The sequence below is a fragment of the Methanocella conradii HZ254 genome (assembly GCF_000251105.1).
In the GTDB taxonomy this organism is placed as follows: Archaea; Halobacteriota; Methanocellia; order Methanocellales; family Methanocellaceae; genus Methanocella; species Methanocella conradii.
Window position 1 is genome coordinate 1,288,342 of the sequence record NC_017034.1, and the last position, 17,724, is coordinate 1,306,065.

The window sequence follows — 17,724 nt, forward strand, 5'->3', positions numbered from 1 at the left end:
ACATATGACCAAGCAAAAATGCCACTCATACAGGGGCTCAAGGACGTGCGGCGGCGGAACCCATAAGAACCGCCGTGGCGGAGGAAGCCGTGGAGGCCGGGGCCATGCAGGGGCCTGTAAGCATAACACTTTCAAGGCCATGAAAGAGGGGTGGATGTTCGGCAAGCATGGCTTCCACAGGCCCCCGTCCTGTAAGGAGTATATCAGCACGCTTAACGTGGGCGAGCTTGACGAGCTGTCCTCCTCCCTCCTGGAGATGGGCCTCGCCACAGAGAAGGACGGCGCAATCAGCGTAGACCTGGGAGAGCTTGGCTTCGATAAGCTCCTCGGGGATGGACGCGTAACCAGGAAATACGTGGTCAGCGTAGCCACCGCGTCCGCGTCCGCCAGGGCAAAAATTGAAGAGCTAGGCGGACAAATCATTTCAGAGACAGAGACTGCATAGGCAAACAACGACAAGGTGTCATAATGGCGGAAATGGGTTTAAAAGATCGCATCGAACCTTTCCTCAGGAGCCTTCCGGCCGTCAAGCGGCCGGAGCGGCACGTCCATTTTAAGCGGAAGCTCATGTGGACGGCGGCAATCCTGATATTATACTTCGTCTTATCCAACATCGCAGTGTTTGGTTTGGACAAGAACTCTCAAGACATACTCGCGGCTTACCGCGCTATACTAGCCGGGGCGACTGGCTCGATAATCCTGCTGGGCATCGGCCCAATAGTCACGGCATCTATAGTGCTTCAGCTGCTTGTCGGGGCGGAGATCCTGCCCCTGGATACGACGAACCCTAAGGATCAGGCGATCTTCCAGGGCTTGCAAAAGCTATTGGTTTTTGTCATGATAGTCCTGGAAACCCTTCCGCAGATGTTCGGCGGGTATCTAATACCCGATAGCACGATCGCTGCTTCGCTTGGGATAGACACGGGCATCCTCGCCTTCATAATATTCATACAGGTGGCGCTGGGCGGCGTCCTGATATTGTATATGGATGAGATAGTGTCCAAGTGGGGCATCGGCAGCGGCGTTTCCCTGTTCATAGTCGCAGGGGTCGCGCAGGCTCTCATCGGCGGCATCTTCAACTGGAACCCGCCCAGGCTCGACCAGCCAATAGGGCTGAACGTGGCGAATATAGGGAGTAACCTGCCTGTGGGCATCATATTCAAGTGGCAGTGGCTCCTCACAAACATACCGCAGAGCACGCTGTTCTCGATGGATGGCATACTCATGCTCCTCACCACAGGGGAAGTGCTCGCCCTTATTGCTACGATTGCCATCTTCCTGATGGTCGTATACGTGGAGTCGACCAGGATAGAGATACCGCTGGCCCACGCAGCGGTCAGGGGAGCCAGGGGCAAGTTCCCCGTAAAGCTCATATACGCCTCAGTCCTCCCGATGATCCTTGTGAGGGCTTTACAGGCTAACGTGCAGCTTATAGGAAGCTTGCTGTATAACCGCTATGGCATCGAGCTCCTGGGCACGTATAACCAGTATGGCACCCCCCAGCCGCCCGGCCTCATGTTCTTCCTTAACCCCATACACAGCTACACCGACTGGCTACCGCCATACGTCCAGAGCTACTACCCGGGCATACAGACGTGGGAGATAGTGCTTCACTTCCTGGTGGACGCCTTCATCCTGATAGCCGGCGGCATCGTGTTTGCCATTTTCTGGGTGGAGACCACGGGCATGGGGTCTAGCCGGGTGGCGAAGCAGATACAGAAGAGCGGCATGCAGATACCCGGCTTCCGCCGCAACGAGCAGGTCATCGAGAAGGTAGTCTCCCGATACATACCCAAGGTAACGGTCATCGGCGGCGCGTTCATCGGAGTCCTGACGCTTATAGCGAGCATGTTTGGCCTCATCGGAGGGGTGGGAGGCACCGGCATGCTGCTCGCGGTGAGCATCATCTATCAGCTATACGAGAAGGTGGCGAGCGAGCAGCTCATGGAGATGCACCCGCTCATACGCAAGTTCCTCGGAGAAGAGTGATATGCAGATAGTCCTGTTCGGGCCGCCGGGCGCAGGTAAGGGCACCCAGGCCAAGTATATTTCCGAAGAGTTTAACGTTCCGCACATCTCCACGGGCGACATCCTTAGGGAGAACGTCCGTGAGGGCACGGCGCTGGGAAAAAAGGCAAAGGCTTATATGGATAAGGGGGAGCTTGTCCCCGACGCCATATTGATAGATATCGTTAAGGACCGCCTGCAGAAGCCCGACACCAAAAAGGGCTTTCTGCTGGACGGCTTCCCGCGGACCCTCAGGCAGGCCGAGGCGCTTGATGCCATACTAGACGATATAAATAAGAGCATTGACGTGGTAGTCAACGTCGACGTGGGCGACAATGAGATAATAAGGCGGCTTTCGGGCAGGAGGACGTGCAGGTCTTGCCAGGCCACGTATCACGTCAGGGCGAACCCGCCAAAAGTCCCCGGCATATGTGACCAGTGTGGCGGCGAGCTATACCAGAGGGCGGACGACACCGAGGCGGCAATCAAGCACCGCATCGAGGTCTATAAAAAGCAGACCCAGCCCCTCATAGAATACTATAAGAAAAAAGGGTTGCTCGTCGACATAGATGGCGAGAGGGAGATCGACGAGGTGCGGGCTGACATAATAAGCACTTTAAAAAGATTCCAGTGATGCTCTCTTGTGAGGAATTCAGATGAGCGATAATACGGCGGAGAAGAAGGGCGGCGGCACTAAGGCCAGAAAGAAGGGCGGCCCTATAGACACGATTCAGAACATCATTCTGGTATTGGGCTTTGGCTTACTCTTAGGCTCGATCTTATTGCCCCCAGCATTCAGGGACACTATGTCGGCCATCGTGAACATAATCGTATCGCCAATAAACAGCACCATGCCCTTCTACATCGCAGTGCTCATCATAGTCATCATCGTGACCGTGTTTTCCACGATAATCCAGAAGTACACGATGGACTGGGAGCTATCCAGGAGGGTCATGCTAAAAAACCGGGCATTTCAGAAAGAGTACAGAGAAGCCCAGCTATCGGGCGATAAGAAAAGGCTAAAAAAGCTGGAGGAGGAACGGCTGTCCATGATGGAGGAGCAGGCGGAGATGTCGAAGCAACAGCTAAAGCCCATGGGCTTCATCGTGTTCGTGTCGATACCGCTCTTCTGGTGGGCATACTGGTGGCTTATGCAGCCCGCCCAGGCTGGCATGACCATGGTGTTCCCGCTGATCGGGACGGTCAGGCTCGTCGACGGCTTCCTGCTTTTCCCCTACTGGGTGTGGTGGTCGCTGCTATGCTCCCTGGCCGTAAGCTCAGTGGTCAGGAAAGCGCTTAATACCGGTGTTGTTACTTCATGATAGTGACTTTGAGCGGCCTGCCGGGGTCTGGTAAGACCTCGGTGGCGAAAGACCTCGCCTCGAGGTACGGCTTTGTGATAATCTCTGCGGGCGAGCAGTTCCGTAAGCTTGCCAAAGAGAGGGGCGTGTCGCTACAGGAGTTCGGCGAGATGGCCGAGAAGGATGCTTCCATTGACCTCATGATCGATACCAGGCAGAAAGAGCTTGCAAAAGGGCATAAGATGGCGCTCGTTGAGGGGCGGCTGGCGGGGCGTACCATAGACGCCGACCTGAAGATATGGCTGAAGGCCCCTCTAGAGGTGAGGGCGGAGCGCATCTCGAAGCGCGAGGGGATACCCGTGAGCCAGGCACTTGAGGAGACCAGGATAAGGGAGGCGAGCGAGGCCATGCGCTATAAGGCTTTTTACAATATAGACCAGAATGACCTGACATGCTATGACTTGATAATCGATACGGGGCTTTGGGATGCCAGGGGCGTCGTGGAAATCATTTCAGCTGCAATAGAAGGGCTGGGCAAGAAATGATGCTGCCAGGAGAGCAAAAGAGGGAGCTGCTCGTAAAGGCGGAGTGCCAGCATAAGGGCTATGGAAAGGACCCTTATAAGCGGAGCATTGCGGAATTGCTTGATGAGGGCGTCATAAACCTGGATAAGCCCTACGGCCCAACCAGCCACGAGGTCACCGCATGGGTCAAGAATATTTTGCACATCAAGAGGGCGGGGCATAGCGGCACGCTGGACCCTCATGTGACTGGCGTTTTGCCGATAATGCTGGGCGATGCCACCAGGCTGGTCAGGGTTTTGCTGTTATCGGGAAAAGAGTATGTGTGCGTGATGCGGCTTCATGCGGACTTGCCCGAGGAGAGGGTAAGGGCCATCCTGGAGGAGTTCACGGGCGTCATCTATCAGAGGCCGCCGCTGGTGAGCGCCGTAAAGAGGCAGCTTCGTAAGCGCACTATATATTATATCGATTTTCTGGAGATGCGCGGCCGTGACGTCTTATTCAAGGTTGGCTGTGAGGCCGGCACATACATAAGAAAGCTGTGCCACGACGTGGGAGAAGCCCTGGGCGTGGGCGCTCACATGTACGAGCTTAGGCGCACCAAATCGGGGCCTTTCAAGGAGGACGAGACGCTCATAACGCTTCATGACCTCACTGACGCCTATTACTACTATACCCAGGGCGACGAGGCCCCCTTGCGAAAGATCATCTTGCCCATGGAGTACGCCTTGAGGAATATGCCCAGGATAATCGTAAAAGATTCCGCCGTAGGCGCCCTCGCTGAGGGCGCCCCCCTGTTCGTGCAGGGCGTCTGTAAGGTTGACACTGGCATAAGGCAGGGTGACACTGTGGCGGTCTTCACGCATATGGGCGAAGTGGTCTCAATTGGCACCGCCAGGATGTCGACCGAGGAGTTGATGGCCGCAAAAGAGGGCCAGGCGCTGGATACGCTGTGCGTCATGATGAAGCCGGGCGTCTACCCGCCGGAGTGGAAGAAAAAACTTAAATGATAGAAGTACGTTATAGGGTTGCAGTTTTCGAGAAGCCGGGGTAGTCTAGTGGTAAGGCGCAAGCCTGGAATTGTGGTGAGGCGTAAGCCTGTAATCCCCATTACCAGCCAGCTTGTGGGGGGAAACTCCCGCAAGGGTTCGAGTCCCTTCCCCGGCGCCTTTAATGTGAGTTGCCATAGAAGACAGAAAGTGTTTTATTTAATAGTGGATGGTTTGGCAACTTATCTTCTTTTACTAGAAACTGGAGGGGTGCGCCGCGCGGAGCGCTCTAGTGACGGCGTGGAGCGCTCTAGTGACGGCGTGGAGCGCTCTAGTGACGGCGTGGAGCGCTCTAGTAAAAAGCAAAGCGAAACCTTCCTTCAGCCTCTAAAAATAGAGCTATCTGCCCAACCATGTTTTTTCATGCTAAAGCATCGCCCGATCATCATCTTAATAGTTCAACATGGCAAGATTTGGCCAAAGCTTAAATTTTCAGTTCTCAACATCTTTATGAATGGCTATTAAAAGTCCGACAAATATTACCATGGCGATGATAATAGCTTTTAGCATATTGGTGATGTCAGCATCGCTTGCCAAGCATAACAATACAACTCTCACATTATCGAACGCCTCCACGGTCCAGCCCATAGCATGGAGAAACTATTTCCCTGGAGGCTGGGCCAGCGGATACTGGCCAGCATGGAACGAATGGGGATGGACGGGCTGGAGAGGCAACTGGGTGACAGGCGACCCTTACTAAACAGCAATAAGCTTAAATCCCATAAAACACTATAGAGGCAATCTACCAGACCACAACAATTTTAATGAATGCCTATTTATACTTAATGATTAAAAATGATGATTGGTAGTGAGCGCACATGATGGACCCGCTAAAATCCCTGCTAGGCCTTATTGCGAAGTCGCCGTTCAAGCCACTGAGCGAGCACGCAGAAAAGGTGAGGATCACCGTATGGAAGATGAGCGACGCCGTGAACGCGTACGTCGAGGGGGATAAAGCCAGGGTGGATGCGCTATACCACGAGATAAGCTCGCTGGAGCACGACGCCGACAACGTGAAGCACGAGATAAGGCAGAACCTGCCCTCCTCTAACATAATGCCCGTGGACAGGGCTGACACGCTGTCATACCTGAAACAGCAGGACGACGTGGCTAACAGCGCAGAGAACGTGGCCGAGATGCTCACGATTAAGATGGTGGACATGCCGCCAGCAGTCAAGGATGTCATCCTAAGGCTAAACGCCGAGGTGCTGAAGACCGTCGAGGAGCACGTATCGGCCTCGAATAAGATAATCACCGTGCTGGACACGGCCTTTTCGCCGGAGAAGGTAAGGGAGGCGCAGGAGCTCATCAACAAGGTGGACACCCAGAAGCACACGGTGGACGTGACGAAGCTGGAGGCCATGAGGTCTATCTACGATAACGAGGATAAGCTGGGCCCTGTTGGCGTATACCATCTTCTGACATTGGTAAAGGAGCTTGGCTGGGTGGCCGAGCATGCCGAGAGCTCTTCGAATAGGCTGAGGCTGATGATCGCCAGGAAATAAAAGGCCTTACTGCTGTGTGAAACACGGAACTGTGTCGCCGTTGTTTAATAAAACGCGGCGCTCGCCGTGGTGAAACCCCTTTTGTTTTAGAGGCTCGCCCAGCCCAAGCCAATACATGATCTCCTGCTTTTCAAGCGGGCTAACCCTAAAGTTAGACTCAAGCTGCCTCATTAAAAGGCCACACTCATGAGGCTCATAAAGCTCGAGACAATGGGCCACCTTAGAGGCATCGAACCGGAAGCCCAGAACTTTCAGGGGAGACAGGAATCGCTCATGAAACTCGCGATTATCCATGCGGTCGCTCAGCTTCACGTAAAGCCTGAAAGTGTCCTGATCCAGCCATATGGTGATGCTAGCCTTACCGCTCATAATATAGGGTATGCACGTGTGGTATAAATGGCTAAAGATAATGCGCGGTGAAAGTAAGGCCTTATCTACGCTGTCTTCTTGAATGTGTATTTTCCGATGCATCAAGACATAAATACTATTCTCGACTATCTATACATTCACAGTATGCTTGCCAAAAGTATTATTTTCATGTCGAAGAGCAAGGGGCGGATTCATCCCACCCTTTCAAGGGGATTCCCCGCCCCATGGCCCCGTTGTCCTAAACCATCTATTATCTGCTAGAACCTCTTCAGCCTTTATACGAATAGGTTAAGGCTTAAAAGAAAATATAAACAAAGTAACATTATAAAAAAATTAAAGATTCCTTATTATAGCGTCCACCATCTCGCTCGACCTGGCACTGCCGCCCATGTCATAAGTGACGTGCCTCTTCTCGGCGATGACCTTCTCGGTGGCCTCAAAGATGGCCTGAGACTGTATCTTCTCGCCTAAATAGTCAAGCATCCAGGCGCCCGCGAGCACCGTCGCCACCGGGTTGACCTTGTCCATGCCCGCATACTTGGGGGCGCTCCCGTGGGCCGGCTCGAACATCGCATAGCCGTCGCCAATGTTCGCGCTATATATCAAGCCTATGCTCCCCACTAGGGCCGAGCACTCCTCGCTCAAGATATCCATGAAAAGGTTAGTGGACAACAGCACCTTTTTATTGTATATTGCCGGGTTCTTCACGAGCTGCTGGGCCACATTATCGACGTGGTACTCCTCAAGCTCAATGCCCGGGTAATCGGCCTTGACCTTCCCGCACTCTTCCAGAAAGGCGCCGTCCGTCTTCTTCAGGATATTGCTCTTGTGGATGGCCACGACCGACTTCCAGCCTCTTCGCATGGCCTCCTCGAAGGCATACTTCGCCACACGCCTGCAGGCGGGCCTCGTTATCTTTCTTATGGCGATAAAGACATCATTAGTAAGCTGAATCTCCTCTCCAATGTACAGGCCCTCGGTGCCCTCCCGCACGCACACGAAGTCCACCTCGCCCAGAGGGGCTGGCAAGCCCTTATACGACTTGATAGGCCGGACGTTCGCATACAAATCGAACTTCTGCCTTATCGACACGGCGACGCTCTTCGGGGAGCCCGCGCCCCCGGGCGTCGTGGTCGGCCCCTTGAAACATGCATCGCTCTCAGAAAGCGCCTTCCATGTCTCCTCCGGGATGAGCGAGCTTCCGCCGTGCTTCTCCCACCATCCGGCGCCAGCCTCGCACTCGATAAACTCTACATTCGAGCCTGCCGCCTTCACAGCTTTCATCATAAGCCCGGTCAATTCAGGGCCCACGCCGTCCCCCTTGATGACTACAACCTTCTTTGCCATTTTCCCACCTTTAAAGGCTATTGCACCGGCCTCTGGCCGGGCCGAGCCCGGTTATCTCGTGCTTCGTGAAGTCGAAAACCGTGGCCCTCTCAGTGCCCCTTACCAGGTCGAGGCGCCTGGCGGGGACTACTTTACCTATCTTTGAAGCATTAAGCTTGTGGTCGTTATAGACCCCGATGACCTTATCAGTGTTCTCGGGCTTACACGTCACTATGAAGCCCATGCCCGGGTACATCTTTAGCCAGTGGTCCATCGTCACGCCATCGGGCTTTGGCATGAGGTCGAGGTAAACGTCTGCGCCCACGCCGGAGACCTCGAGCAGCATGCCCAGGGTTCCAATGATGCCCGGGTTGCTCACGTCCTTTCCCGCGGTCAATAGCTTCTTCTCGGCGAGCTCCACCATTGAGGCGACCTGCCACCTTACTATGCTTGCATCCTTCAGGTAGGTGGAGTCCCAGTTTAGGTCGCAGGACGGGTGAACCCTGCCATCAAGGTCTATTGCGAGCACTATGTCGTCTCCTGGCCTCGCAGTACTACTATAAATGATGCAGTCCTTCTTTGCTATGCCCAGTATGGCGACGTCAAGTGCCGCATATGGCGTATCAGGATGTACGTGGCCTCCGACGACCGGCACCCCAAACTTGTCGATGCCATCCTTCATCCCCTTCAATACCTTACGCGTTATCTCATCCGAATTTGAGGAAAACACGTCCACCATGCCGAGCGGCCTGCCCCCCATCGCAGCTATGTCGTGCACGTTAACAAGCACAGAACAGTACCCTGACCACTCCGGGTCTGCCCTCATGAGCTTGTCCCATATGCCATCGGCTGCCAGAAGAAGCGCCTCATCGCCGTGCTCGATTATAGCCGCGTCCTCGCCGAAAGATGGGTTGGTCCCCTTCTCATCGAATATACCAACAATGTTCTTTATGGTATGCTTGCGTGTGGTCCCAAGGTACTCTCTAAGGGACTCCGCAAGCCTGTCAAGGTTCATTCAGCTTGTCTCTCCGTGTAAAATGCCTATTGTTCCGCATGGCTTTTAAACATATCGTCCGCGTCGTAAGTCTCTAGGTTTAAGGATAATGCCTAAATACGCATATGGCTTATGTATCGCGCATGCGAGCCTTACCATTGATAATCGCCTTAATAACGCTAATGGTTATGCCTTCGATGGCAAGTGGCACGACAATACCTATAAATAAGGATTTTAGGGACGGAGACGTGGTCATACATGTCCTACAGGTGAACATAACGGACTACCCGATGGGCAACGTGTACTCGCCCGACCCTTCAAACACCGTATGGCCAAAGCTGGTATTTACCTATGAGAACAAAGGGACAGAGCCAGTCAATGGGAACCTGGAAGTGGCGTTCTTCGATGACAAGGGCAACCAGTACCCGCCCAGCGGCCACCTCGTGGACGTCACGATGGACCCGCTCCAGCCTGGAAAAACGTCGGATATACGTTTCGTCGAGGCAGCCGTCATACCCAAGGATACGAAGTTAGTCTACTTTAAGGTGTACATAAATGGTAAGGGCGAGGCGGTCGACATACCATACACCGAGGCTACGGCAACGCCAGTACCCGGGCAAGGTGGCGGCGCCAATAAGTGCTGCCTCGCCATGCTATTGCCCCTAATGGCCATAGGCGTATATATGGCAAGCAAATTAAAATAACCCTCCAAGCCCGAAAGCAATATATCTAATAAGCCATTTAAGTCTTTTACCTACTGCAGGAGATAATATGGCAAACGAACCATTACTCATGATACCGGGGCCAGTCATGCTCCACCCTCGGGTTCTAAAGGCAATGTCGAAACAGATGATAAACCATAGGGACAAGGCATTCTCAGAGATCTATGATGAGTGCAGGAGCACGCTTCAATACGTTTTGAATACTAAGAATGATACATATGTGCTTACCGGATCGGGCTCGTGCGCCATGGAGGCGGCCGTCTCTAACCTGGTGAAGGGGGACAGGGTTGTCTCCATAGTGAATGGCAAGTTTGGCGAGCGGTTCAGGGACATAGCGCTAAGGTATGGCACCGTAGAAAGCCTGGAGTTCGAATGGGGCACGCCCATAGACTTAAAAAAGGTGGAGGATGCCCTGGCAAAGGGGGCAAAAGTTGTAACGATGGTGCATAATGAGACCTCTGCTGGCGTCAAGAACCCCGCCGAAGAGGTTGGGAGGCTCGCCAGGAAGTATGATGCGCTATTCGTGCTTGACTGTATAACTTCTGCGGGAGGCGACCTCGTCGAAGTAGACAGGTGGGGCGTGGACATAGCGGTTACGGGCGCCCAGAAGTGCCTCGGCGCCCCATCGGGGCTCTCGTCGGTGTCGGTAAGCAGGAAGGCGTGGGACTCGATGGTCAAGAATCCGCCCTACTATATGGACTTGAAGAAATACAAGAAGTCCGCGGAGGCCGAGAGGTCCGAGACGCCATATACGCCGTCTATTACCCTGTTTTATGGCATGCTGGAGGCAATGCGCATCATAAGGGAAGAGACCATGGAGAAGCGCATAGCACGCCACAGGAAGGGGGCGGAAGGCGTAAGGGCGGCCATGAAAGCCCTTGGCCTGGAGCTATACCCTGTCACGGATGAGCATACCGTGCTCTCCAATACGGTTACAGCAGTCAAGCTTCCAGGGGGAGTCACGGACAAGGACCTGCGCGGCACCATGAAGTCCGACGACGGCGTGGCAATAGCGGGCGGCCAGGACAGGCTTAAGGGCAGGATTTTCAGGATTCCGACTATGAACGCCTTCACCGAGGCGGACATGGCGAGGACGCTGGGCTCGCTGGAGAACGCCCTCATAAAGCTCAACGCGCTGGACAAGGGCAAAAAGAACGCTGGAGTAGAGGCTTTCAGAAAGGTATTTAATGGCTAATAGTCGTAAAGGGGAGTAAATGGCAAAAATCGGGATAGCGGATACCACGTTCGCCCGCTTCGACATGGGAAAGGCGGCCATCGACGAGCTGAAGAAGAACTGCTCGGCACAGATAGTGCGCTACACCGTGCCGGGCATCAAGGACCTCCCGGTGGCCTGTAAGAAGCTCTTCGACGAGCAGCATTGCGACATAGTGATGGCCCTGGGGATGCCCGGGAGCAAGCCGGTGGATAAGACCTGCGCCCACGAGGCGAGCATGGGCATCATCATTTGCCAGCTCATGGTCAATAAGCACATCATAGAGGTGTTCGTCCACGAGGACGAGGCGCCCAACGAGAGGGAGCTTGCGGCTCTCATGGACAGGAGGGCTAGGGAGCACGCCTTGAACGTCGTGAAGCTGCTGTTCAAGCCGAAGATGCTTGAGAAGGAGGCGGGCACTGGCCAGAGGCAGGGCTATGAGGACGTGGGGCCCGCCCGAATATAAACAAAGGTCAGGGTTATATGGCAGAAAAAGAGATTAGATTGGGCTTTGTCGTTGCGGAGTTCAACCGCGACCTGACATGGCAGATGGAGCTTTTAGGCAAAGAGCACGCGGCCTTTTTAGGCGCGAAGGTCGTAAAGACGCTGTACGTGCCGGGCGTCTATGACATGCCCCTGGCGGTCAAGAAGATGGCCGAGGACAGGTCGCTGGACGCGATAGTGACCATCGGGAGCGTCATAGAGGGGGCGACAGACCATGACCAGGTCGTCATGGCGCAGGCGACCCGTAAAATAACCGACCTCGCCCTGGAGTATAATAAGCCCATCACCCTGGGCATCGCGGGGCCGGGCATGACCAGGATGGAGGCCAGCGAGCGCATCGAGTACTCGAAGAGGGCTGTGGAAGCCGCCGTAAAGATGGTCCGCCGCTTAAGTGAATATAAGGCCTCCGACTAAAAAGACCTTTTATGCCCGGTAGACTGGACAGCGTGGAGGAGTCGGCAACCCTCAGGCTTGCGGATTTGACGGGCGAGCTGAAAAAGCAGGGCCGCGATATCCTGAGCTTCAACCTTGGAGAGCCCGATTTTAGCACGCCGGCTAATATTATCGAGGCGGCTGCGAAGGCCCTCAGGTCGGGTAAGACGCATTATGCCCCGTCAGCGGGGATACCGGAGCTGAGGGAAGCCATCGCCGACAAGCTAAAAAAGGAAAACGGCATCGACGTCGCTGGCAATGATGTGCTGGTTACGCCCGGCGCTAAGCAGGCGATCTTTTATGCGTGCTTTAGCATCCTTGAGGAGGGTGATGAGGCCATAGTCTTTGACCCTGGATGGGTATCCTATGACGCCTGCATAAAGATGAGCGGCGGGAAGACCGTGTGGGTGAAGTCGAATGAGGACGGCTCGCTCCCGGCTGAGCTTCCTGAGCATGTGAGTAATAAGACGAAGCTGATCATCATTAATAGCCCGAATAACCCGTCCGGGGCGGTGCTTGGCATAAAAGACCTGAGGCTGGTGGCAGACGTCGCCGGGGATAATGGCCTTTACGTCCTGTCAGATGAGATATACGAGAAGATAATCTATGAGGCGAAGCATTTAAGCATGGGGTCGATTATACCCGAAAGGACTATCACTGTTAACGGTTTTTCAAAGGCGTATGCAATGGCCGGGTGGCGCATAGGGTACGCCACGGCGCCGAAGCCCGTGCTCCAGAACATGCTAAAGGTCCAGCAGCACACGGTCTCAAGCCCGACAACCTTCGTCCAGTATGGGGCGCTCGCCGCCCTGACAGGCCCGCAGGATAGCGTTGAGCGGATGCGCCTCGAGTTCAAGCAGAGGCGGGACGTCGTCATCAAGGGTATAAGGGGTATGGGCCTGAGATGTGAAATGCCGCAGGGCGCGTTCTATGCCTGGCCAAAGGTCGATGGTAAGTCAGAGGAGTGGGCGGAAAGGTTCCTGGAGGCCGGCGTAGGGCTGACGCCCGGCTCCGCCTTCGGGCCGCACAGCGACGACCACGTAAGGATGTCCTACGCATCCTCGATGGAGGACATCAAGAAGGGCCTTGAGCGCATGGCAAAATTGCTCGGGGGCGGGGAAGGACGGACCGAAGACAAAAGGCAGAGATAGTATCCAGGCGGCTCATAGAGCACTATGGGGCCTATAAAGGGCGTGAAGGCAGCCCTTTTGAAGTCCTGATAAAGACCATACTGTCCCAGAATACCACCGACCGTAACTCCGCTGCCGCTTTCGAGAGGCTTTTTTCCGCCTATGATACGCCAGAGAAGCTGGCTGATGCGCCGGAAGAGGAAATCGCCAGGCTGATCCAGGTTGGCGGGCTGCACAGGATTAAGGCGAGGCGCATTAAAGACATCTCGAGGCTCGTCGTCGAGAGGTATGGCGGCGAGCTGGGTTTCGCATGTGAGGAGGACGTGGAGGCGGCGAGGCGCGAGCTTTTGAGCATTGAGGGTGTAGGCCCTAAGACGGCGGACTGCGTGCTATTATTCTCGTGTGGCAGGGACGTCATACCAGTCGATACCCACGTATTCAGGGTTACGAAGAGGCTGGGGATGGTGCCCGAAGATGCCAGCCACGAGGAGGCGCGCCGTATCCTCATGGAAGAGATTCCGCCGGGCATGAAAGGGTCTGTCCACGTATGCCTTATAAAGTTAGGCCGCGAGATATGTAAGGCGAGGGGCCCTAAACATAATATATGCTTTTTGCTCGACCTTTGCGATTATGCCCGGAAAATTGGGATATACAGGGCCGCAGAGGCCCGGCCTTACACGTTTATAGTAGATCGTATGCTTGGCCGCCTCGTTGCGTGGCTCCGCATCTTAGGATACGATACTAAAAGCGCGCTTGACTTCAAGCCGTCTAATGCCGAAGATAAGGCCCTGGTAGAAGCGGCTAAAAAGGAACGCCGCATCCTCGTGTCGCGTGACAGGGCGCTTGTCGACGCGGCAAAAAAGGCCGGCGTGGACGCGGTGCTGGTAAAGTCTGACGACGTAAAAGGGCAGCTTGAAGAGCTTATGAAGCGATACCCGCTGGACGTAGACCCCAACATGACCCGGTGTACCGCCTGCAACTCCACCCTGAGGGAGGCGAGCGGCTCCGATATCGATAAGATAAGGAAGGAAGCCCCATCACACCTCATAGATAGCCGCGCCTCCTTCTGGATCTGCAATGGGTGTGGCAAGGTCTACTGGCAGGGCAGCCATTGGCGTAACATATTGAAGACGGCAGAAGAAGTGAAAAGCTCCAGAAAGGCCCAGGACTAAGTATTTAAACGATTGGCGTAATCCCTTATAGGGTGGAAAAACGTTCAACGTTGTAGACAGGCTGGTCACCATGATCCATGCAGTGATCATATCTATCGTGGCATTGCTCGCCCTCTTCATAATGCCGCCCATTGGCATACTCCTATTATTATACTTGCGCAGCATAATCAGATATGAGGCCGCGGCCGGCTAAGCCTAAAACGCAGTATTTAAATACCAAAAACCATTCTAAAATTAGCTAGTAAGAAGGACAGGACATGAAGCTAGAAGAGTTACGTCACGGCACCACGCTCCTTAAGAGAGGGTTCGCAAAAATGCAGAAGGGGGGCGTCATCATGGACGTCACCAACAGGGAGCAGGCCCTCATAGCCGAAAGTGCGGGAGCCGTAGCGGTCATGGCCCTCCAGGCCGTGCCGGCCGACATCAGAAAGGCCGGGGGCGTAGCAAGGATGGCCGACCCCGCAATCATAGAGGACATCATAGACGCGGTCACCATACCTGTCATGGCCAAGGTGCGCATCGGCCACTTCGTGGAGGCCGAGATACTCGAGGCAATAGGCGTGGACATGATCGACGAGTCCGAGGTACTCACCCCTGCGGACAGCAAGTATCATATTGATAAGACCAGGTTTACCGTGCCATTCGTGTGCGGAGCACGCGACCTGGGGGAGGCGCTTCGCAGGATAGACGAGGGCGCAGCCATGATCCGCACGAAGGGCGAGGCTGGAACCGGGGACGTTTCTGAAGCGGTGAACCACATGAAGAAGATACAGGGCCAGATACGTGAGTTGAAGGGCCTGACCCATGAGGAGCTGATCAAGTATGCCAGGGCAATTGAAGCGCCCTCAGAACTGGTCATCGAGACGGCGAGGCTGCAGAGGCTTCCCGTGGTCAACTTCGCCGCGGGCGGCATAGCCACGCCGGCGGACGCGGCCCTGATGATGAGGCTGGGCGCTGACGGGGTATTCGTCGGGTCGGGCATATTCAAGTCGGAGAACCCTGAGAAGATGGCCAGGGCCATCGTGGAAGCGGTGAACAACTACGATAACCCGCCAAAGCTGGCCGAGATATCAAAGGGCATCGGCAGCCCGATGAAAGGAATAGGCGTCAGCGGCATGCCTGCCGAAGAAAAGATACAGGTAAGGGGCTGGTAATAAAATATAAAAATGTAGGTGCATGACACCTACAATAAATTATTTTTTATTTCCTTTCCGTGTAGCTAAGGGAGTTTGGGTTTTAGCCATGCTTATTGTGGCGTTACCACCACCACACGCCCCATGGCCAGGCCCATCCACCCCACCACGGCCAGACCCAGGCGCCCCATGGCCATGCCCAGACGCCCCACCAGGCCGCAGCCGGCAGTGAGATGGCCAGAATGGCTAGCACGGAAAGAACGAATATGGCCAATTTCTTCATGTCCATACTTGTTCCCCCCACAAACTTCAAAATATGAACAACGATAAAATCATTAGTAGAGAATATTGTGATTCACCAAGCAGTAAAATATGATGTTAGCGGCATCCCCCGCTTTGAAAAAACACAAAAAATATGTGCAGATTCGTCGTAATTTAAGCAGGCGACCGTAGCTGTGCTGGCGGCTAGGCGAGCATAGCTGTTGAAAGACAGGAAGGGTTAAATCCTTACCCATCTTTTATTGTCTGCTATCGAGGTGATATGCATGAAACTTGCCAGGCTTTTGCTGGCGGCTTTACTCGTGGCCACAGTGCTTAGCGCGGGCTGCGTTGGGCTTATAAGGGATACTTATAAAAGCCTCGTATCCACCCCTACGCCGACATCCTCGCTGCCCATAACATTGACCCCCATCCCCATAAACCAGGCGATAGAGCGGCAATACATGTTCGCGGAAAAGCTGAACTCCGGGCTTGAGCATTATAACAGCGGCATCATGGCGATGAATAGAAGCAGGGAGCTCGCGGATCAGCGCGACTGGAGCAACGCCAGCATCGAGATCGGGATGGCAAAGGCGTACATGGAGCAGGCCCGCGCCTCTTTCCTGGACATGAAGAGATATGCTTTCACCGCTGACGAGGCGAACCTATCCGAAAAGTGGAACCAGACGGCATACTATGAGGCAAAGGCTTTCGAGCTCGTGAACCTCTCATATCAAGAAGACGCCTACCAGTCTTCCCGCGGCGATGAGGCGAACTACATAAGGTATAACTATTACGTTAGGCAGGCGAACTATTACCTCGACCTAGCGAGGGCATGCAAGGCGGAGGCCGAGGAGCTCGAGCGCAGGACGTTCATCGGCCAGCAGGGACAGGTCATTTAAAACTATCCAGCGATGCCTGCTTTTTATCCTTTAGCTCAAACTCGTAGCCGATCTGGCGGTATTCCAGCCCCTTCTCGGCTATAAGCGTTCGGGCCATCTCCGAGACCCGTGGGGCGCATAGTATGCCCCTGACGATCGCCTTATCGTTCTTCTTTTTAAAGTCCGCCAGGTAGGCCTCCATCTGATACACCGCATTGGGCGATATCGAGGTGCGCTTGACCTCGACGATGACTGTCACCCCATTCCTGTCCTCGCACAAGAGGTCTATGAAGCCAGAGCTGGTCGCCTTCTCTCTGCGTACAACTCTAAGGCCCTCCTCTATTATTGAAGGGTCGGATTCTATCCTATCCACGATGTCAGCCTCCTCGCCCACGATGTTTATCTCCGCCCCGTCATTCAATGTGAAAATGCTGAGGGCCTGTATGCTTTTGAAATGGATACGCATCGTCTCCGTGGGGCTGGCACGCCTGGCCTCAATAATCAGCCCTTCTTCAACCATGTACTTTACGCTCGTGCCAGGAGGCTGCCAGTTTACCGGCTCGCGCTTCTCGTTGCCATGCACCATTACAGTTCCATCGGCCTTGACGATGACCAGCCGGTCCCCATAATCCAGGAAAGACTTAGCCCTACCCGTATAGTCCACCTTACAGCATCCCACGATTGTGACCATGCGCCTCCTTATGCTGCTAAGGCTTTCATTCAAGGCCTGTAACGCTTCGTCTGCAGATGGCGAGATCAGGTATTTCATCGCAGGACAAACCCACCTTAAAGATAATAAGCTTACGGACGATCCTTAAGGGTCTCGAGAAGGCGGGGGCACCAGATAGTCATGCCAGCCTTGCAGCCTTTTTCCGAGCCTATATTCTCGCAATTCAGGCAATCCCCTATCTCCCTGGACACGTTTCTGTAGAGCGCGCCATAATCCTCCACGGAGTACTCCTTAAACTCGTGGTCGCGTAAATCCTGGCCTATGGTAGCATAAGCGTCCTTCATGCCCTCGTCATACCCCCTTTCTTCGCCCTGCCTTATTGAGATGCCTGTGGACTTGTTTTCATAAAAGGCGCCATAGCCCTGGACGCCCCAATCCTTATGCTCGTTTTTCTGAAGCTCAAGTGCCGCCCCGGCCAGGGCATCCTTAAAGCCCTCGACGTATTTCCTCAGGTACTGCCCGTCTCCTTCCGCCATT

The 17,724-nt window shown here is 54.4% G+C and carries 24 protein-coding genes and 1 tRNA gene; 19 read left to right on the plus strand and 6 right to left on the minus strand.

Annotated features, from left to right (window positions below):
• Nucleotides 1-4: 4 nt before the first annotated feature.
• The 10 genes from MTC_RS06690 to MTC_RS06725 all read left to right on the plus strand — a co-directional run bounded on the left by MTC_RS06690 (nt 5) and on the right by MTC_RS06725 (nt 6,383).
• Nucleotides 5-445, plus strand: a complete 441-nt coding sequence (locus MTC_RS06690; protein ID WP_014405936.1) for an uL15m family ribosomal protein — start codon at nt 5-7, stop codon at nt 443-445.
• A 23-nt stretch (nt 446-468) separates the two neighbouring features.
• The gene (gene secY, locus MTC_RS06695) at nt 469-1,989 is read left to right on the plus strand and encodes a preprotein translocase subunit SecY (RefSeq protein WP_014405937.1); all 1,521 of its coding nucleotides are present in this window, start codon (nt 469-471) and stop codon (nt 1,987-1,989) included.
• Nucleotide 1,990: 1 nt separating this feature from the next.
• Entirely contained in the window at nt 1,991-2,641 is a 651-nt protein-coding gene (locus tag MTC_RS06700; RefSeq protein WP_014405938.1) for an adenylate kinase, read from the plus strand.
• Between the two features lie 22 nt (nt 2,642-2,663).
• On the plus strand, nt 2,664-3,329 hold the full coding sequence (locus MTC_RS06705) for a DUF106 domain-containing protein (protein WP_014405939.1): 666 nt from the start codon (nt 2,664-2,666) through the stop codon (nt 3,327-3,329).
• On the plus strand, nt 3,326-3,853 hold the full coding sequence (cmk, locus tag MTC_RS06710) for a (d)CMP kinase (protein WP_014405940.1): 528 nt from the start codon (nt 3,326-3,328) through the stop codon (nt 3,851-3,853). The genes MTC_RS06705 and cmk overlap by 4 nt, the downstream gene beginning before the upstream one ends.
• Entirely contained in the window at nt 3,850-4,839 is a 990-nt protein-coding gene (locus tag MTC_RS06715; protein WP_014405941.1) for an RNA-guided pseudouridylation complex pseudouridine synthase subunit Cbf5, read from the plus strand. Before cmk ends, MTC_RS06715 begins: the two co-directional genes overlap by 4 nt.
• 34 nt (nt 4,840-4,873) lie before the next feature.
• A tRNA-Ser gene (locus MTC_RS06720) sits at nt 4,874-4,996 on the plus strand.
• Between the two features lie 47 nt (nt 4,997-5,043).
• Entirely contained in the window at nt 5,044-5,343 is a 300-nt protein-coding gene (locus MTC_RS13320; protein WP_158308500.1) for a hypothetical protein, read from the plus strand.
• On the plus strand, nt 5,333-5,578 hold the full coding sequence (locus MTC_RS13070; RefSeq protein ID WP_143767097.1) for a hypothetical protein: 246 nt from the start codon (nt 5,333-5,335) through the stop codon (nt 5,576-5,578). The genes MTC_RS13320 and MTC_RS13070 overlap by 11 nt, the downstream gene beginning before the upstream one ends.
• 118 nt (nt 5,579-5,696) lie before the next feature.
• Nucleotides 5,697-6,383: a TIGR00153 family protein gene (locus MTC_RS06725; protein ID WP_014405942.1), complete on the plus strand. Its 687-nt coding sequence runs from the start codon at nt 5,697-5,699 to the stop codon at nt 6,381-6,383.
• A gap of 6 nt (nt 6,384-6,389) precedes the next feature.
• Here the strand turns inward: MTC_RS06725 and MTC_RS06730 are convergent, their stop codons facing one another.
• The 3 genes from MTC_RS06730 to MTC_RS06740 all read right to left on the minus strand — a co-directional run bounded on the left by MTC_RS06730 (nt 6,390) and on the right by MTC_RS06740 (nt 9,093).
• Nucleotides 6,390-6,752: a hypothetical protein gene (locus MTC_RS06730; RefSeq protein ID WP_048189120.1), complete on the minus strand. Its 363-nt coding sequence runs from the start codon at nt 6,750-6,752 to the stop codon at nt 6,390-6,392.
• A 333-nt stretch (nt 6,753-7,085) separates the two neighbouring features.
• Nucleotides 7,086-8,099, minus strand: a complete 1,014-nt coding sequence (locus tag MTC_RS06735) for an isocitrate/isopropylmalate dehydrogenase family protein (protein ID WP_014405944.1) — start codon at nt 8,097-8,099, stop codon at nt 7,086-7,088.
• A gap of 10 nt (nt 8,100-8,109) precedes the next feature.
• Nucleotides 8,110-9,093, minus strand: coding sequence for a methanogenesis marker 2 protein (locus tag MTC_RS06740; protein ID WP_014405945.1), 984 nt, complete (start codon nt 9,091-9,093; stop codon nt 8,110-8,112).
• A gap of 176 nt (nt 9,094-9,269) precedes the next feature.
• On the opposite strand from MTC_RS06740, the gene MTC_RS06745 reads away from it, so the two are divergent.
• The 8 genes from MTC_RS06745 (at nt 9,270) to pdxS (ending at nt 15,399) form a co-directional block, all read left to right on the plus strand.
• The gene (locus MTC_RS06745) at nt 9,270-9,776 is read left to right on the plus strand and encodes a hypothetical protein (RefSeq protein ID WP_143767098.1); all 507 of its coding nucleotides are present in this window, start codon (nt 9,270-9,272) and stop codon (nt 9,774-9,776) included.
• Between the two features lie 67 nt (nt 9,777-9,843).
• A complete protein-coding gene (locus MTC_RS06750) occupies nt 9,844-10,989 on the plus strand; it encodes a pyridoxal-phosphate-dependent aminotransferase family protein (protein WP_014405947.1) in 1,146 nt (381 codons plus the stop codon).
• 19 nt (nt 10,990-11,008) lie between these two features.
• The gene (ribC, locus tag MTC_RS06755; protein ID WP_014405948.1) at nt 11,009-11,473 is read left to right on the plus strand and encodes a riboflavin synthase; all 465 of its coding nucleotides are present in this window, start codon (nt 11,009-11,011) and stop codon (nt 11,471-11,473) included.
• Between the two features lie 17 nt (nt 11,474-11,490).
• A complete protein-coding gene (ribH, locus tag MTC_RS06760; RefSeq protein ID WP_014405949.1) occupies nt 11,491-11,925 on the plus strand; it encodes a 6,7-dimethyl-8-ribityllumazine synthase in 435 nt (144 codons plus the stop codon).
• An 11-nt stretch (nt 11,926-11,936) separates the two neighbouring features.
• On the plus strand, nt 11,937-13,094 hold the full coding sequence (locus MTC_RS06765; RefSeq protein ID WP_014405950.1) for a pyridoxal phosphate-dependent aminotransferase: 1,158 nt from the start codon (nt 11,937-11,939) through the stop codon (nt 13,092-13,094).
• A gap of 80 nt (nt 13,095-13,174) precedes the next feature.
• Nucleotides 13,175-14,245, plus strand: coding sequence for a Mut7-C RNAse domain-containing protein (locus MTC_RS13595; RefSeq protein WP_237706002.1), 1,071 nt, complete (start codon nt 13,175-13,177; stop codon nt 14,243-14,245).
• Between the two features lie 70 nt (nt 14,246-14,315).
• Nucleotides 14,316-14,438 (plus strand): hypothetical protein, encoded by a 123-nt coding sequence (locus tag MTC_RS13745; RefSeq protein ID WP_272941603.1) that lies wholly within the window; start codon nt 14,316-14,318, stop codon nt 14,436-14,438.
• Nucleotides 14,439-14,502: 64 nt separating this feature from the next.
• Entirely contained in the window at nt 14,503-15,399 is an 897-nt protein-coding gene (gene pdxS, locus MTC_RS06780; protein ID WP_014405952.1) for a pyridoxal 5'-phosphate synthase lyase subunit PdxS, read from the plus strand.
• A gap of 103 nt (nt 15,400-15,502) precedes the next feature.
• On the opposite strand, the gene MTC_RS13325 is transcribed toward pdxS, so the two are convergent.
• Nucleotides 15,503-15,667, minus strand: a complete 165-nt coding sequence (locus MTC_RS13325; RefSeq protein WP_158308501.1) for a hypothetical protein — start codon at nt 15,665-15,667, stop codon at nt 15,503-15,505.
• A gap of 256 nt (nt 15,668-15,923) precedes the next feature.
• Between MTC_RS13325 and MTC_RS06785 the strand changes: the two genes are divergently transcribed.
• Complete coding sequence (locus MTC_RS06785) at nt 15,924-16,538, plus strand: hypothetical protein (RefSeq protein ID WP_014405953.1); 615 nt, start codon at nt 15,924-15,926, stop codon at nt 16,536-16,538.
• On the opposite strand, the gene nucS is transcribed toward MTC_RS06785, so the two are convergent.
• Nucleotides 16,531-17,286 carry an endonuclease NucS gene (gene nucS / locus MTC_RS06790; RefSeq protein ID WP_014405954.1) on the minus strand — a complete coding sequence of 252 codons (756 nt, stop codon included), beginning with the start codon at nt 17,284-17,286 and terminating at the stop codon, nt 16,531-16,533. The two genes, MTC_RS06785 and nucS, sit on opposite strands and share 8 nt — an antisense overlap.
• Nucleotides 17,287-17,318: 32 nt before the next feature.
• A complete protein-coding gene (locus MTC_RS06795) occupies nt 17,319-17,723 on the minus strand; it encodes a hypothetical protein (RefSeq protein WP_014405955.1) in 405 nt (134 codons plus the stop codon).
• Nucleotide 17,724: the final 1 nt, after the last annotated feature.